Genomic DNA, 16,090 nt, shown 5'->3' with positions numbered 1-16,090 from the left:
CCGCAGACGTTGTCGGCGCACAGTTTGTCAGCCTCGGCTGGCAAATGCATTATGACTTCATGAGTTCGCGCAGCCGGGTAACAGACTTCTGCACCAGCGCGATGGCATAGTCGATCTCTTCTTCAGTGGTAAAGCGTCCCAACGAGAAGCGAAGCGAACTGTGTGCCAGCTCTTCGTTCAGGCCAAGCGCGCGCAGGACATAGGAAGGTTCCAGACTGGCAGAGGTACAGGCCGATCCAGACGACAGCGCGAGATCTTTCAACGCCATGATCAACGACTCACCTTCAACGTCAGCAAAACTCACGTTAAGAATGTTGGCGCAACTGTGCTGCAAATCACCGTTGACACTCACGCCACCTGTCTGACGAAGTCCCTGCCAGAGCCGGTCACGCAGTGCAGCCAGGCGCGCCATCTCGTCTTCACGGACTTCACGGGCAATGCGATAGGCTTCACCCATACCGACAATCTGGTGCACAGGCAAGGTGCCCGAACGCATATTACGCTCATGACCGCCGCCGTGGATTTGTGCATCGATTTGGATACGCGGTTTACGGCGCACATACAGCGCGCCGATGCCTTTGGGACCATAAACTTTATGGGCGGAAAAAGACATCAGATCGACAGGGAGTTCGCTGAGATCAATCGGGAGTTTACCCACGCTCTGGGTCGCATCAACATGAAACAGGATGCCCTGTTCGCGACAAAGCGCGCCCAGCGCGGCAATATCCTGAATCACGCCGATTTCATTGTTCACGTGCATGATCGACACCAGAACCGTGTCGTCACGCACCGCCGCGCGCAGATCCTCAACAGCGATCAGGCCGTTCGCGGCGGGCGTCAACCAGGTGATGTCAAACCCTTCTCGTTCGAGTTGCAGGCAAGTATCAATCACCGCTTTATGTTCGGTTATGCTGGTGACAATGTGCTTGCCACGCGCCTGATTGAAATGGGCGGCACCTTTAATCGCAAGATTATCGGATTCGGTCGCACCGGAGGTAAACACAATTTCACGCGGGTCAGCATTGACCAGCTCTGCAACCTGATTACGCGCAACGTCCACCGCTTCTTCTGCTTGCCAGCCGAAACGGTGTGAACGGGAGGCCGGGTTACCAAACGTGCCATCCAGCGTCAGGAATTGCATCATTTTGCTGGCCACACGCGGATCGGCCGGCGTGGTGGCGGCATAATCCAGGTAAATCGGTAATTTCATTGCGCTACAGCTCCGTATAGAAAATCATACGTATTTATAGCAGATTCAGCCCCTACCGCGTTAGCAGTAAGGGCCGGAGAAGCGGAGGATTACGAGGCGCGAAGGTTAACGTTGATTTCCTGAGCACGGGAGTTCTGGAAACGGCGGTTGTCGTTGGCATTTTGGCGATCGGCCACGTCCAGGATTTCCTGATTATTCACCAGCTCGGCCAGCGTAATGTTGTTCAGGAACTCACTGATGCGCACGCTCAGATCGCGCCATAAGACGTGAGTCAGGCAGCGTTCGCCGCCCTGGCAGCCTTCTTTACCCTGACACTTGGTCGCGTCCACGGACTCATCCACGGCGGTGATCACTTCACCTACCGCAATCGCATTGGCTTCTTTACCTAACAGATAGCCGCCACCCGGGCCACGAACGCTTGCGACCAGGCCATGCTTGCGTAAACGCGAGAATAACTGCTCCAGATAGGAGAGCGAAATGCCCTGGCGTTCAGAGATATCAGCCAGTGGAACCGGGCCCTGGTGAGAATGCAGGGCAACGTCCAGCATAGCGGTAACAGCATAACGTCCTTTGGATGTCAGTCTCATAGCATACAACCTCAATAGCGTCCGGTTATCGGAGGATTAGCGAAGATGACAGCAAGTCTGACATTCCCGAGTAATTTGGTCAACTATTTAACCAAGTAAATTACTCAAGTATTTAACCTGGTAATTTACTCAACTATTATTCGCTGTCCGGCTTCGTCTTTTTGCGCTTCTCAAAAGATGAGAGCATACCGCGCAAAATATTCAGCTCATCGCGTTCAGGACGGGCGCGCGTATACAGACGACGCAGTTTGCTCATCACCTGACCGGGGTTGGCTTCGCGGATAAACCCGCTTTCCAGCATCATGTTTTCCATATGCTGATAGAAGCGCTCCAGATCGTCCACCAGCGGATAAGGTGAAGCGTCGTACTGCGGTTTTGGACTCTGCTTCTCTTGCGCCTGCAGCCAGGCCATGCGCACTTCATAAGCAATAATCTGCACGGCCATCGCCAGGTTGAGCGAGCTGTATTCTGGATTGGCCTGGATCGCCACGTGATAGTGGCACTTTTGCAGTTCCTCGTTGGTCAAGCCAACACGTTCACGGCCAAACACCAGCGCGACGGGTGCCTGCTGCCCTTCTTCAATGCTTTTAACACCGCATTCGCGGGCGTCCAGCATCGGCCAGGGCAAAGAGCGGGAACGTGCGCTGGTGCCCACCACCAGGCTGCACCCGGCAATGGCCTCATCCAGCGAGTCAACAATCTTCGCCTCGCCAATCACGTCACTGGCACCCGCAGCCAGAGAGATAGCCTGAGAATCAGGCTTCACCAGTGGGTTGACCAAATAGAGGTTCGTTAACCCCATGGTTTTCATGGCGCGCGCTACGGAGCCCATGTTGCCGGTATGAGAAGTTTCCACCAGCACGATACGAATATTTTGCAGCATAATTGGGATCGGTCAGAAAATGATGAGGCGTACTCTAACATAAAGCAGGACATTTACCGAACACCCTGCTATACTCCGCGCCGTTTTCCCCGTTCTTTAACATCCAGCGAGAGATACCGATGCATCCAATGCTCAACATTGCCGTGCGCGCAGCGCGCAAGGCCGGAAATTTAATTGCCAAGAATTATGAAACCCCGGACGCCGTCGAGGCCAGCCAGAAAGGCAGCAACGACTTCGTAACTAATGTTGACCGCGACGCAGAACGCCTGATTATCGAAGTCATTCGTAAATCCTACCCAAAACATACCATCATCACTGAAGAAAGCGGTGAGCTGGAGGGGGAAGATCAGGACATTCAATGGGTAATCGATCCGCTGGATGGCACCACCAACTTTATCAAACGTCTGCCCCACTTCGCCGTTTCTATTGCCGTCCGTATTAAAGGCCGTACAGAAGTGGCTGTCGTTTACGATCCAATGCGTAATGAACTGTTCAGCGCCGTGCGTGGACAAGGTACGCAACTTAATGGATACCGCCTGCGTGGCAGCATTGCTCGCGATCTGGACGGCACGATTCTTGCCACAGGTTTCCCTTTTAAGCTCAAGCAGCACGCGCCAGCCTACATGAACATCCTGACGAAACTGTTTACCCAGTGTGCCGACTTCCGTCGCACGGGTTCTGCTGCGCTGGATCTGGCCTATGTTGCGGCAGGTCGGGTTGACGGTTATTTTGAAATTGGTCTGAAACCCTGGGATTTCGCCGCAGGTGAACTGCTGGTGCGTGAAGCTGGCGGGCTGATTACTGACTTCACAGGCAACCACGGCTACCTGCAATCAGGCAACATCGTTGCCGGTAATCCTCGCGTGGTGAAATCGCTGTTATCCGCGATGCGTGATGAGCTGAGCGAAGCGCTGAAGCGCTAAAGTGCTAAAAGAAAAGGCGGCACGTTAACGTGCCGCCTTTTTTATTGCCTGTCGGTTAGTGACGTTCGTGTGTGAGTACCTGAGCTGGCTGAGTACGACGACCCACCATTCCCATCACACCTGCCAGTACGGCTTCAATAATCAGGATAAAGAAGGCATACCAGCTGGCTTTGGCCGTTGCCTTGGCAGCCTGTTCACCCGCTTCGCGCGCTTTCTGCTCTGCCTGTTTTTTCAGTTCCTGATATTTCTGCATGGCCTGCTGATAGCTTTGTTCAGCCTGATTAACGATCTGTTCTGCTTCCTGATCGCTTTTTCCGGTCCGCGCTTTAATAATATTTTTTAACGCATCACGGTCGGCTGCCTGTAACGTATCCGAATGACGTTCAATGACGCCTTTAAACCAGTTGGTTAAATCTGTGTCGGCGGTTTGAGGATGGTTAGCGGTATTATTCGCCTGGTTCTCTGCATTCTGCGCTTCATTATTCGCATCCTGCTTCAGTTTTTCCGGTTGTAATTCAGGCTTACCCGTTTGACGCAACGTAGTTTCCAGTTCTTTCTGCATATCGTTTAAATTAATATTGTTTTGCTGCAGTTTGTCTTTTGCCATTTGCGTAACAGATGGCGCAGCTGCTGAAATACCACTGCCTACCGCCTGAAAACCCGTGCCAAGAATATTCATGGCACCGCCTAATACGCTACTGGCAAGGCTGACCGCCAGGTAAATAGTTAAAACGGTGCTAATACCAAACATCAGCAGTCCGTGCAGCGCACCTTCACGCTGGGCCAGGCGTCCGGCGACGTAACCACCGGCAGCAATGGCGAGGAGCATTTCAATTGCCGTCCAGACTAAGGCACCGGTTCCCAAATGTTTAAATGGATTATCTTCCTGCAAAGGATCAATGGTGGTAGCACCAATTGCCGTACCCAGCAAGGTTAATAATATGTGAATAATCAAAGCACAAATTACACCGGCAAAAATGGCACTCCATGAAATGCGTTTAAGGGGTAAACCTGCCGTTCCAGTTACCAGCGGATCGTGGTAACCATTATTAATACGGGTATCAGCCATGAGATATTTTCCTCGCAACACAGAAAAGCCGTGCCATGTTTATTTATTCCCAGGATGGGAAGTGGATTAGCTGTTAATAGCGTAGTCAGTGAAAACAACTTTCACCACTAAACCGTCAACAGAAAAATGAAAATAGCAGAGGAAAAGAAAAAGCGGAGAATTCACAGCGGAAATTGACTTCCGCTGCTAAGGAAATTAAAACGGCCGGATTCCACCCGCCAGCCCGGGTTGGGCTGATTGCCAAAGTGCACAGCCCACAACAATTAATGTCAGACTTCCCACTAATGCCAGCACAGGCAGCAGGCTGCGCGCACCTTTACCCGCCTGGCTGTCAGCGCCAAGACGTTGCGCCAGAGCACGGGAACGCTGAACCAGTAAACCAATGGCAGAAATGGTCAGGGCGGTGCCCAGGGCCATGACGGCTGCAGAGAGCACGCCCCACAGATAAACGCCAATCACCTTAGAAAACAGCAGCATCATAACCGCGCCAGAGCAGGGCCGCAGTCCCATCGACACCACCACCAGCAGTTGGGTTTTGCCGTTAACTGCGCCGGCCACCTGCTGCGCACTCGGCAGATGCGCATGCCCGCAACCACAATGCTCATCATGTTGATGGTGAGGATGGATCGCATGAATTTTCATTGCCGACGGTGGACGCAGCAGCAACCAAAGCGTCTTGATTGCCCGGTAGCCAACCCAGATGCCTAAGGCAATAACCAGCAGGTAGCTGCCCTTCTCCAGCCAGAAACTGCTGAGATGCAGCTGGCGCGACGAGGTTTTCAGCACCACGAGCATCAGCGTGACCAGGATAATGGCGACCGAGCCCTGAAGCAGGGAGGCCAGCAACGTCAGCTTCATGCTGGTTTTTAATTTTGCCGGATGGGTTGCCAGGAAGGTAGTAATCACCACTTTACCGTGGCCCGGCCCTAATGCATGGAGCACGCCATAAATCAGGCTAAATGCCAGTAACGACAGTCCGGCATGATGGGGCTGCTCTGCAACCTGCTGCAGGAGCTGGGTCATCTGGCGATGCAACACTTTTTGCCAGAGAACACTTTGCAGGAGTATCTGCGGCCAGTGTAGCCAGATTGCCGCCCCCACCGTACCAAGCGCTGCGGCAAATAGCGCCAGCGGCCACAGCCTTTTTTTGGGCCTCGTCGTAAGCGTTAGTGACATGTCAGGATCACCGTTTGCGCGAACTGCCTGCCTAAATCCATTTCCTCTGGCGGCGCATCCGCCTTGTCAAGCGAGAGGGCATATTGTTTCAATGAATCGTCAGGCTTTGGCGTATGTAACGTAAATGAACAGCGTGACTGTAACGCTGGCGGTACGCTTAGCGCCTCAGGTTTGTCGTAAAACATATCGACGAAGTAGGTGGGATCGAAGGTCAAAATCTCGAAGCGCTCATTGTTGAGTAAAGGCGGCTCGGCCAGCGGCAGGACAAACTCCAGTACCGCCTTGTTGCCGCTGCGTGACAGATTGTACTCTGTTGGTAAATTCAAGAACTTCACCCGCTGCTTGTTGTGCCAGATTTCAGAAAAGTAATGTTGTCCAAGCACGTTAGCCATCACTCCCGCAGCCAGCTTCTTCCATACCACCGTACCCGGTTTGGCATCACTCGCGTCATACAGCAAATCGGCAGACGTAATCTCATCCATGGTCCAGGTCATTTTCAGGCCAGTGAAACGATCGTCCTTCGTGACCAGCTCGGTTTTCATATCGATAAAGCTATGGGGATGTGCCAGGACTGACGAACTTACCAGGCAGAGTAGTACGAAAAACATGCGTTTCATAATGTTATAAAGTAACTTTCCTGATGAAAAGGTTTCATAAGTAACAAAATTTTGTGACCCGCCTTAAACCTCTGAACAAAAAGTCGGGTAAACCGTTCACTGGTCCAGGTGGTTGACTATTCTTAGCTAAAAATAGCCTGCTGGATAATGATTGATGAGTTCTGCTACATCTTCAGCACCACTCTTCACCGGTTTACAGCGTCGCTGCCATCTGTTGTTACTGCTGTTTCTGCCTGCTCCTGCGCTAACGCTTAAAAGATTAAGCCTGCTGAACGGAGTGGATATCGCCACCGCGCGACAAGATATCGCGGAAGTCGGTGATGAGATACAGCGCTATCATCAACTGGAGCTTCACCAGATGGTGGATGGCAGCCTACGCATTCATGGTACAGAGCTGGATCGCCGAATTTGCTTAATACACAATTTGCGACGCAGCCTGCGACTGTCGCAGGCCTTTGTCTGCGAGCATTTTGCTGCCCCCTTACGTCAGCGTCTGAAACAGATGAAAATTGAAAAAGCGCTGTACGATGAGACCAACTTGCAGGCGCTAATTCAGCACTGCAGCCTGTGCCTTAATCGCCCGTTCAGCACACGCGATCAACTCTTTTTACAAATATTTATGAAATACGGTCTGTGCCAACGCCAGCCTGCCATCTTTACTGCCCAGCAGCAGGCATGGCTGGCAGCAAAGGCAGAACGCCAGGCCGCAACAGATGTCATCCATCACTGGCAAAAACGCTGCCATCTGTCGCCGGACGCCAGCGAGACTGATTTCTGGACGCTGCTCTTTAGCCTGCTCCACTCGCCTGATCCAGACTGCGTCACGCATTCCAGCGAACAGCGTCTGATGCGCGCCACTCAGCGACTGATTGATGACTTTGAGCATTATGCTGGCAACGCTTTTCATGAACGATCTGAACTGCAGCAGCAGTTATATACCCATTTAGCTCAGGCGCTGGATCGCACCTACTTTACTATTGGTATTGATGACAGTGTGGCACAAGACGTAACCAGGCTTTATCCGCGCCTGCTGCGCACGACACAGCAGGCGCTGGCCGCTTTTGAGCAGGAATATGAGATCTGTTTCGAAGCGGAAGAGGTTAGTCTGATCACCGTGATTTTAGGTGCCTGGCTCATGCAAAGTAGTGCGCTACAGGAAAAACAGGTGCTGCTGCTTACCGGTGACGATCCCGAGCTGGAACAGGATGTCGAGCAGCAGATCCGGGAGATCACCTTGCTGCCTGTCAATATTACTTACCAGCGCGTTGAGGATTTTCAGCGCGATGGCGCACCGCGCGAAGTCGATTTAATTATTTCGCCTTATGTGACTTCGCTGCCGCTGTTCTCGCCCCCGCTGATTCACGCAGAACTGCCGCTGACAGAATACCATCAGCAACGCATTCGCTATTTGCTTGAATCGTAGCGCGGGCGCAGGAACAGTGCAGGCAGTACAACCAGCGCCATGACCCAGAAGAGATGACCCTGCAGATGGGTAAAAAGGACGCCGCAAATCATGGTCATCACCGCAATACCGCCGCCCATCGCCAGCGCCGAATAGAGTGACTGCAAACGAATAACATCCGTTCCCTGACGTGAAGCGATGAAACGCATCGCGGCCAGATGGCAGACCGTAAAGCTGCCGCAGTGCAGAATTTGCGCCACGATCAGCAATGGCAAGGCGGTGCTGGCTCCCAGCAGGCTCCAGCGAATCAGCGCACAGAGGCCCGAGAGCAGCAGCAGATCGCGCGCGCGCCAGCGTGGAAACAGCCGGTGACTCAATGCAAATACCACTATTTCAGCCACCACGCCCAGCGACCATAAATAACCGACCACCGACGCGGAATAGCCGCTCTCCTGCCACCAGATTGCGCTAAAGCTGTAATAGGCGGCATGCGCGCCCTGTAATAACGTGACGCACACCATAAAGCGCCAGACCGCGTTTTCCTTTATCAGGTCACGCCAGGCCTGCCAGCCACCGCTTACCCCGCCCTGCCTTTCGCTGCCCTGAGGATGTGTTCGTGGCGTCAGCAACATGCCCGCCAGCATGCTGACCAGCCCCACAGACAGCAGCATGAGGATCGCCTGTGAAGAGAACGCACTCACCAGCATCCCGGTCAGCGCCGAGCTAATCACAAATGCCAGGGAACCCCACAGGCGCACGGGTCCATAGGCCAGACCAATCTGCTGTGTCCAGGTTGCAGCCAGGGCATCGCTTAACGGCACCAGCGGTGAGAAAAACAGGTTAAAACCGGTCATCACTAACAGCAGCCACATCCACTGTTGCCCGACCCAATAACCAACGGCAATAAAACAGGTCAGCAGCGCCAGCAGCCGTAACGCCGTAATCAGTTGTGCTGGATTTTTAACCTGGGAAGCAATAAACAAACTGCCAACAAAGCGCGCTACCATGCCGCATCCCAGTAACAAGCCAATTTGTTCAGGGTCCAGACCGACACCTTTAAGCCAGACGCCCCAGAAAGGAAGATAAATACCGTAACAGAAAAAGTAGGTGAAGTAGCTTAATCCAAGCCACCTGGCGGAGCCGATTGCCATGTTCCCTCCAGCAGCGATGCTACCAGGCAATAATGAGTGGTCGTTACTTTGGCAGAGCCGGGTCGTGCAGGCAATAAAAAAGGATGGCCGGGGCCATCCTCTTGTCAGACTGTGTTTTCAACAGAGCCTGTTATGCGTAAACCGGCAGACGCGCACAGATATCCAGCACTTTCTGCTTGGTGCGTTCAATGGTGGCTTCATCATTGACGTTATCTAGCACATCAGCGATCCAACCGGCCAGTTCACGCACGTCCGCTTCTTTAAAGCCACGGCGCGTGACGGCTGGCGTACCAATACGCACACCTGAGGTGACAAACGGACTTTTCGGATCGTTCGGCACGCTGTTTTTGTTCACGGTGATGTTAGCACGGCCCAGCGCGGCATCCGCTTCTTTACCGGTCATGTTTTTGCTGACCAGGTCGATCAGGAACAGGTGGTTATAGGTGCCACCTGATACGATGTTGTAGCCACGCTCAATCAGCACCTCTACCATTGCTTTGGCGTTTTTTGCCACCTGCTGCTGGTAGACTTTAAACTCAGGCTCCATCGCTTCTTTAAAAGCAACGGCTTTACCTGCGATGACATGCATCAGCGGGCCGCCCTGTCCACCAGGGAATACAGCAGAGTTAAGCTTTTTGTACAGATCTTCGTCGCCACCCTGAGCCAGGATGATGCCACCACGCGGACCCGCAAGGGTTTTGTGCGTTGTGGAGGTTACGATGTGCGCGTGAGGAACCGGGTTAGGGTAAACATCCGCAGCAATCAGACCCGCAACATGCGCCATATCAACAAACAGCCATGCGCCAACGCTGTCAGCGATTTCACGCATTTTAGCCCAGTCGCAAATACCGGAATACGCCGAGAAACCGCCGATGATCATTTTAGGCTTGTGGGTTTGTGCCAGATCGGCCAGTTCGTTGTAGTCAATTTTACCGGTTTCATCGATACCGTAAGGCACAACATTATACAGTTTACCTGACAGGTTAACCGGCGAACCGTGCGTCAGGTGACCACCGTGTGCCAGATTCATACCCAGGATGGTATCGCCGGGCTGCAACAGTGCGGTGAAAACGGCAAAGTTAGCCTGAGAGCCTGAGTGAGGCTGAACGTTGGCATAGTCTGCGCCAAACAGGGCTTTAGCACGATCGATAGCCAGTTGCTCGACAATATCCACGTATTCGCAGCCGCCGTAGTAACGCTTGCCCGGATAGCCTTCGGCATATTTGTTAGTGAGCTGTGAACCTTGCGCCTGCATAACACGCGGGCTGGTGTAGTTTTCAGAAGCAATCAGTTCAATGTGCTCTTCCTGACGCACTTTCTCTTGCTCCATCGCCTGCCACAACTCGGCATCATAATCGGCAATGTTCATTTCACGCTTTAACATCCGCATCTCCTGACTGGCTATCTTTAAATCGGCAATTTACGCCCCCTGAGGGCGAAGGCTGACAGTGTAAACCGTTTTATCTGGGTAAGGTAGGGTGAATTCCCTCTTTTTACGCAAACGTTTGGCTATGGAATAGCAAAGCATTTTCACCGCATTTTTTGCAATGCCTGCCCTTCAACATTATTCCTGACGATGAAACAGATTTCCTTCCATTTTGTAGCGAAAACCTGCCAGTTGCTGCCAACAAAAAGTAAGCGAAGATTTACAGTGTGGAAGAAGTGGATATAAGATGCATTTTAAATGCAACTTTAAACGAGGTGTTGTCATGCTTGATGCACAGACCATTGCTACCGTGAAATCCACCCTACCCGCCATCGCCGCCTGTGGTCCCGATCTCACGGCGCATTTCTATAACCGCATGTTTTCTCAGCATCCGGAACTTAAGCATGTCTTTAACATGAATAACCAACGTAATGGCGGTCAGCGCGAAGCCCTGTTTAATGCGATATGCGCCTATGGGGCAAACCTGGAAAACCTGACGGCGATACTGCCCGCAGTTGAAAAAATTGCTCAGAAGCACACCAGCCTCATTATTCAACCCGAGCAGTATGCAATTGTGGGTGAGCATTTACTCGCAACCATCAAGACACTGCTGAATCCAGGTGATGAGGCGCTGGCCGCCTGGGGACGCGCTTACAACGTACTGGCAGAGGTATTTATTCAGCGTGAAGATGCCATTTATCAGGCGTCAGAACAGCAAAAAGGCGGCTGGCGCGGGAAGCGGGCGTTTCGCATCAGTGCGATGGAACAGCAAAGTGCCGTCATTAAAAGCTTTACCTTTACGCCTGTGGATGGCGGCCCGGTTGCAGCGTTCAAACCCGGACAGTATTTGACGCTTCACTTACAGCCTGCGGGGTTTGAATATCATCAGATTCGTCAGTACTCACTAACCACGGCCAGCAACGAGAAAACCTACCGTATCGCGGTTAAACAAGAAGCGCTGGGGAGTATATCAGGCTGGCTGCACCGACATGCCAAAGTGGGTGACGAGGTGCAGCTGGCCGCGCCGCATGGCGATTTTTTCCTGCAGGTGCGCCCGACGACGCCGGTCACACTCATTTCTGCTGGCGTGGGACAAACACCGATGCTGGCCATGCTGCACGCGTTAGCTGCACAACGCCATCCGGCGCCCGTCAACTGGCTCCACGCTGCCGAAAACGGTAAACAGCATGCCTTCGCAGAGGAAGTAAACACGACCGGCGCCCAGCTTCCTGATTTTGTACAGCACATCTGGTATCGCGCGCCCGATGAACAAGACGTAGGCCGCTATGATGCGCAAGGTGTTATGGATTTGGCGAGAGTGTCAGCGCGGCTGCAGGATGTGAACACCCACTTCTACCTGTGTGGGCCGCTGGGCTTTATGTCTTTTATCGTTAAGCAGTTGCATGCGGTGGGCATTGCGGCAGAAAGAATTCACTATGAGGTGTTCGGGCCGCATAAAGAGATGTGATCTCAGGACATAAAAAAGCCCGCAACAGGCGGGCTTCTGACTCAATCGTAATCAAATCGCTTCTTCGTCTTCTTCGCCGGTACGAATACGTACTACCCGAGCCACATCGAAAACAAAGATTTTACCGTCGCCAATTTTGCCGGTTTGCGCGGTGCGCATGATGGTTTCGACGCAGGTATCAACGATATCGTCCCCGACCACCATTTCAATTTTGACCTTAGGCAGGAAGTCCACCATGTACTCTGCGCCACGGTAGAGTTCCGTATGGCCTTTCTGGCGGCCAAATCCTTTTACTTCGCTCACGGTCATGCCGGTGATGCCGACTTCAGCGAGTGCTTCACGTACGTCATCAAGCTTGAAGGGTTTAATAATTGCATCGATCTTTTTCATGTCAGATCCTTTCCTCACGCCCTCCATGTGCAGAGGGATTTTTAAGTATAAATGCCGCAGGCTTATTGGGGCAGAAAACTACTCTTTAAAGTCGCTGGCGTCCAGTTCATGCCGTGACAGCAGCTTATAGAATTCAGTACGGTTACGTCCAGCCAGACGCGCGGCGTGGGTGACATTTCCTTTGGTCATCTGCAACAGTTTGCGGAGATAATTGAGTTCGAACTGGTTTCGCGCTTCTACAAAGGTAGGCAACGCACTGTTTTCTCCGCTCAGCGCCTGCTCCACCAGCGCATCGCTGATAACCGGCGAGGAACTGAGCGCAACACATTGCTCAATAACGTTAACCAGTTGACGTACGTTACCCGGCCAACTGGCAGATATCAGGCGCTTCATCGCATCAACGGAAAAGCTGCGTATCTGTGGTTTGTGCCGTTCTGCCGCCTGACGCAGCAGATGGTTCGCCAGCAACGGGATATCTTCTGTGCGCTGATGCAGCGCCGGAATTTTCAGATTCACCACGTTAAGGCGATAAAACAGATCTTCGCGGAACTCTTTCTTTTCCATCGCCTTTGGCAGATCCCGGTGCGTTGCCGAGATAATCCGCACGTTAATATCAATATCATTGTTGCTGCCCAGCGGCCGGACTTTCCGCTCCTGTAACACGCGCAGTAATTTCACCTGCAGCGCAGGCGGCATATCACCGATCTCATCCAGAAACAGCGTGCCGCCCTCTGCGGCTTTAAACAGCCCGTCACGGGCGCTCACCGCACCGGTAAAGGCACCTTTGGCATGACCAAACAATTCTGACTCCAGAAGTTGCTCGGGTAAGGCCCCGCAGTTGATGGCGATGAACGGTTGCCCTGCGCGCGGGCTTGCCGCATGGATAGCCTGCGCCAGCACCTCTTTACCCGTCCCGCTTTGCCCGTTGATCAGCACACTGACGTCTGACTGGGCCACCATATGTGCCTGTTCAAGCAAACGCAGCATCTGTGGGCTGCGGGTGACAATCGCTTCCCGCCAGCGATCGTCACTCACTGGCGCGCGCTGTGCCAGGGCTTCATCTATCGCCTTATACAGTGCATCGCGATCGACCGGTTTGGTCAGGAAGCTGAAAACGCCCTGCTGCGTTGCCGCTACCGCTTCCGGGATCGAGCCGTGAGCCGTTAAAATAATGACCGGCAAGCCTGTATGACGCTTTTGAATTTCGCCAAATAATGCCAGGCCGTCCATTTCATCCATGCGCAGATCGCTGATGACCAGCTCGATTTTCTCTTTCTGCAAAAGTCGAAGCGCCTCGGGTCCACTGGCGGCAGTGGTCACCTGATATCCCTCACTGGTGAGGCGCATACCTAACAGTTTGAGCAGGCTGGGATCGTCATCCACTAAAAGCAGGTGTGCCGCATGTTTCACCATTACTGTTCGTCCTCTTGTGGCAGGGCCGTTCCGTGACTGCCGTCAGACATATCGGAGGTTTTGCGCGACGAAAGCTGGCGTTCGATATCGGTTAAACGCTCCAGTTTGCGCTGGGTATCACTGAGCTGCTGACGCAGTTTTATCTGCTGTTGACGCAGTGAATCTGATTGCGCATCGCTGCTCTGCTGTAAATGGGCGTAACGCGTACGCATGGCGCTTAACTCAAGCTGGGCAACCTGATTACTGCGCCAGAGCTGAATGAATGCCCGCAGGTTGGACGGAAACTGCTCACTGTAGCCATCGAGCACGTTGATGTAGTCACGACGCTCCAGCGGCGTCACATTGCCGTTTGCCATTAAGACGCCTTGCTTAAACGCTCGCGCCCAACTGTCTACCGGCCAGCGATGGGCCTCCGCGCGCGCTTCCGCGGGAGAAAGCCGCTCAGCACAGTCGATACTGCGCATCCAGTAAAGGGGATTCGTCATAGCGGCGCTATTTTCAATGCGCCAGATATCGCCGCAGTGCGTGGTGAGATAGTCAACCAGGCTGGCTTCAGGCACCACAACGTTGCCGCTGGCAGGCTGAGTTGTTGAGGTGACCGGGGATGAGGCACATCCACTGAGCATCATGCTGCTCAGGGCGCTTAAAATAATGACGGCGAAAAATTTCATGCTTCAGACTTTCCCGGCTGTGGTATTCAGTTCGATGCGAAAACAAACATCAGCGTCGTCGCAGGCAACCAGTTGCAGGCTACCGTGCATACGGCGCAGACAATCCTTTGCGATGCTTAACCCCAGTCCGCTGCCTTTAACCGGCCCTTTGCGCTGGTGACTGCCCTGGAAGAAAGGCTCAAAAATCATCTCCTGCTCATTTTCGGGAATGGGCGTGCCGCTGTTAGCCACCTCGATCACTATCCGGTCGTCCTGCTGGCGGCTGCGCAGCCAAATGTTACCGGATTCATTGCCATAGTTCACGGCGTTAGAGTAGAGGTTATCAATCACACTCATCAATAGCATAGGCTCTGCCTGGCAATCCGTTGCTTTGAGATCGATATCGACATGCATGAGTTTGGTCCGCGCCGTAAGCGCATGCGCGTTAACCACATCATGCACAATGTCATTCAGCTTCACCGCTTCTAGCGTAATCGGCCCATCGGCGACCTTACGGTTGTAATCAAGTAATTGTTCGATAAGGCGTTGCAGATGACGGCTGCTGTTATCCAGTATTGAGACAATTTCTTTTTGTTCCGGATTCAGTGCGCCCGCCACTTCATCCGCCAGCAGCTCTGTGCCTTCACGCAGGCTGGCCAGCGGTGTTTTAAGTTCATGTGAAAGATGACGTAAAAATTCATGGCGCTGGGTTTCCAGCCAGGCCAGGCGTTCACTTAACCAGATAATGCGCTGCCCCAGAGAGCGTAGCTCCCGCGGGCCACGAAACACCATACTGCTTCCCAGCTCACGTCCTTCACCAAGACGATTAATCATGCGTTCAACACTTTTTACCGGACCGATGATCATGCGGGTAAACAGCAGGGTTAACGTCAGACTGATGATAAACAGGATCAGCGCCTGCCAGCCAAAGAACTGGCCGCGATCGGCAATTTCACGCTGCAGCTGCAGACCACGGGCAAACACCACTTCTCGCGTATCCTGGACCAGCTGCACGTTCGTCGCTGAAAACTTTTCCAGTGCCTGAGCGGCGTGAGTTACGGGATTGCCGTTATCACACTGCAACGTTTCCAGTTGTGGCAGAGTGGCCTGCAGGGTTTTAAACGCCGGTAAATCAGGCAGGCTATCGGCATGGGAACTGAGCATCTGACTGTAGCGAATACGCTGCGTCTGATAAAGCTTTGCCAGCGACGTATCACCCAGCACGCAGTACTGGCGATAACTGCGCTCCAGCTCAATGGCGGTTCGAGCCATGGCCTCACTGCGCCTGACGTCGGTAAACGTATTGCGGTTAGTGTCGGCAGCCTGATTGCTTAACGCCGACAGGCTTTCCCAGGCCTGCCAGGCCAGCACCAGCAGCGGAAGGAGCACCAGCAAAAAGGCCATCAGCACCAGCTGGCGCAGGGACCGGGGAAATAAACGCCATTTTTTCACGCGACAGCTTCCTTAAAGATACGCTTATCGGATGCTAGCGGAGTCAGCCCAGAGAAGGAAGAGGCAGAAAAGAAAACGGCAGGCGCGATGGCCTGCCGTTAGCGTGCCGCCCTGGCAGCACGTGAGAATGGGTGGAGCCTAACTCAACGTTGCGTCCGATGCTTGATAACGATGCAGAACATACGATTATCGGTGTGGTGGACGACAGGCTCCGTTTGGTGCGTCATTCGGGCTTTATGAGCTCTACCCGCAGCGCGGTGGCAATCATAAACA

Annotated in this window: 15 protein-coding genes; 3 read left to right on the top strand and 12 right to left on the bottom strand. The window is 53.2% G+C overall.

Annotation, left to right across the window (positions count from 1 at the left end; translation table 11 throughout):
- Positions 1–49: 49 nt before the first annotated feature.
- The 3 genes from CMR03_RS23510 to trmJ all read right to left on the bottom strand — a co-directional run bounded on the left by CMR03_RS23510 (position 50) and on the right by trmJ (position 2,680).
- A complete protein-coding gene (locus tag CMR03_RS23510; protein ID WP_096012812.1) occupies positions 50–1,210 on the bottom strand; it encodes an IscS subfamily cysteine desulfurase in 1,161 nt (386 codons plus the stop codon).
- Between the two features lie 89 nt (positions 1,211–1,299).
- Complete coding sequence (gene iscR, locus CMR03_RS23505) at positions 1,300–1,797, bottom strand: Fe-S cluster assembly transcriptional regulator IscR (RefSeq protein WP_063880574.1); 498 nt, start codon at positions 1,795–1,797, stop codon at positions 1,300–1,302.
- 136 nt (positions 1,798–1,933) lie between these two features.
- Positions 1,934–2,680: a tRNA (cytosine(32)/uridine(32)-2'-O)-methyltransferase TrmJ gene (gene trmJ / locus CMR03_RS23500; RefSeq protein WP_063880575.1), complete on the bottom strand. Its 747-nt coding sequence runs from the start codon at positions 2,678–2,680 to the stop codon at positions 1,934–1,936.
- Between the two features lie 119 nt (positions 2,681–2,799).
- Here trmJ and suhB point away from each other — a divergent pair, with 119 nt between their 5' ends.
- Positions 2,800–3,603, top strand: a complete 804-nt coding sequence (gene suhB / locus CMR03_RS23495) for an inositol-1-monophosphatase (RefSeq protein ID WP_063880576.1) — start codon at positions 2,800–2,802, stop codon at positions 3,601–3,603.
- A 55-nt stretch (positions 3,604–3,658) separates the two neighbouring features.
- On the opposite strand, the gene CMR03_RS23490 is transcribed toward suhB, so the two are convergent.
- The 3 genes from CMR03_RS23490 to CMR03_RS23480 form a co-directional block, all read right to left on the bottom strand.
- Entirely contained in the window at positions 3,659–4,672 is a 1,014-nt protein-coding gene (locus CMR03_RS23490; protein WP_063880577.1) for a hypothetical protein, read from the bottom strand.
- 195 nt (positions 4,673–4,867) lie between these two features.
- Positions 4,868–5,848 carry a nickel/cobalt transporter gene (locus CMR03_RS23485; RefSeq protein WP_096012811.1) on the bottom strand — a complete coding sequence of 327 codons (981 nt, stop codon included), beginning with the start codon at positions 5,846–5,848 and terminating at the stop codon, positions 4,868–4,870.
- The gene (locus tag CMR03_RS23480; RefSeq protein WP_063880579.1) at positions 5,839–6,465 is read right to left on the bottom strand and encodes a DUF1007 family protein; all 627 of its coding nucleotides are present in this window, start codon (positions 6,463–6,465) and stop codon (positions 5,839–5,841) included. Before CMR03_RS23480 ends, CMR03_RS23485 begins: the two co-directional genes overlap by 10 nt.
- 154 nt (positions 6,466–6,619) lie before the next feature.
- Between CMR03_RS23480 and csiE the strand changes: the two genes are divergently transcribed.
- Complete coding sequence (csiE, locus tag CMR03_RS23475; RefSeq protein WP_096012810.1) at positions 6,620–7,888, top strand: stationary phase inducible protein CsiE; 1,269 nt, start codon at positions 6,620–6,622, stop codon at positions 7,886–7,888.
- Here csiE and CMR03_RS23470 read toward each other — a convergent pair.
- Both CMR03_RS23470 and glyA read right to left on the bottom strand, forming a co-directional pair.
- Positions 7,870–9,018 carry a 3-phenylpropionate MFS transporter gene (locus tag CMR03_RS23470; protein ID WP_096012809.1) on the bottom strand — a complete coding sequence of 383 codons (1,149 nt, stop codon included), beginning with the start codon at positions 9,016–9,018 and terminating at the stop codon, positions 7,870–7,872. The two genes, csiE and CMR03_RS23470, sit on opposite strands and share 19 nt — an antisense overlap.
- Before the next feature lie 130 nt (positions 9,019–9,148).
- The gene (gene glyA / locus CMR03_RS23465) at positions 9,149–10,402 is read right to left on the bottom strand and encodes a serine hydroxymethyltransferase (RefSeq protein ID WP_063880582.1); all 1,254 of its coding nucleotides are present in this window, start codon (positions 10,400–10,402) and stop codon (positions 9,149–9,151) included.
- A 325-nt stretch (positions 10,403–10,727) separates the two neighbouring features.
- On the opposite strand from glyA, the gene hmpA reads away from it, so the two are divergent.
- A complete protein-coding gene (hmpA, locus tag CMR03_RS23460) occupies positions 10,728–11,912 on the top strand; it encodes an NO-inducible flavohemoprotein (RefSeq protein ID WP_096012808.1) in 1,185 nt (394 codons plus the stop codon).
- Between the two features lie 51 nt (positions 11,913–11,963).
- Here the strand turns inward: hmpA and glnB are convergent, their stop codons facing one another.
- From glnB to CMR03_RS23440, 4 genes are all read right to left on the bottom strand, one after another.
- The gene (glnB, locus tag CMR03_RS23455) at positions 11,964–12,302 is read right to left on the bottom strand and encodes a nitrogen regulatory protein P-II (RefSeq protein ID WP_003848647.1); all 339 of its coding nucleotides are present in this window, start codon (positions 12,300–12,302) and stop codon (positions 11,964–11,966) included.
- 78 nt (positions 12,303–12,380) lie between these two features.
- On the bottom strand, positions 12,381–13,715 hold the full coding sequence (gene glrR / locus CMR03_RS23450; protein WP_063880584.1) for a two-component system response regulator GlrR: 1,335 nt from the start codon (positions 13,713–13,715) through the stop codon (positions 12,381–12,383).
- On the bottom strand, positions 13,715–14,386 hold the full coding sequence (qseG, locus tag CMR03_RS23445) for a two-component system QseEF-associated lipoprotein QseG (protein WP_063880585.1): 672 nt from the start codon (positions 14,384–14,386) through the stop codon (positions 13,715–13,717). The genes glrR and qseG overlap by 1 nt, the downstream gene beginning before the upstream one ends.
- 3 nt (positions 14,387–14,389) lie before the next feature.
- Positions 14,390–15,817, bottom strand: coding sequence for a sensor histidine kinase (locus tag CMR03_RS23440; protein ID WP_096012807.1), 1,428 nt, complete (start codon positions 15,815–15,817; stop codon positions 14,390–14,392).
- Positions 15,818–16,090: the final 273 nt, after the last annotated feature.

It is taken from the genome of Pantoea allii, from assembly GCF_002307475.1.
Classification (GTDB): domain Bacteria; phylum Pseudomonadota; class Gammaproteobacteria; order Enterobacterales; family Enterobacteriaceae; genus Pantoea; species Pantoea allii.
The sequence above is the reverse complement of the archived record's forward strand: the minus strand, read 5'-3'. Positions and strand labels throughout refer to the sequence as shown.